Consider the following 251-nt stretch of genomic DNA (forward strand, 5'->3'; position numbering starts at 1 on the left):
ATGGTGGAGATAAGCGGGATCGAACCGCTGACCTACGCAGTGCAAGTGCGTCGCTCTCCCAAACTGAGCTATATCCCCATAATGGTGCGTTTGAGTGGACTCGAACCACCGACCTCACGCTTATCAGGCGTGTGCTCTAACCAGCTGAGCTACAAACGCAAAAGAACACTATCAATAGAATAGAGAATCTGACTTAAAACTCCTTAGAAAGGAGGTGATCCATCCGCACGTTCCCGTACGGATACCTTGTT

The 251-nt window shown here is 49.4% G+C and carries 2 tRNA genes; both read right to left on the reverse strand.

The window, feature by feature from the left end:
• Position 1 precedes the first annotated feature (1 nt).
• Positions 2-78, reverse strand: a tRNA-Ala gene (locus I6E17_RS09825).
• Between the two features lie 4 nt (positions 79-82).
• A tRNA-Ile gene (locus I6E17_RS09830) sits at positions 83-159 on the reverse strand.
• Positions 160-251: the final 92 nt, after the last annotated feature.

This window comes from Fusobacterium perfoetens (assembly GCF_021531595.1).
Classification (GTDB): Bacteria; Fusobacteriota; Fusobacteriia; order Fusobacteriales; family Fusobacteriaceae; genus Fusobacterium_B.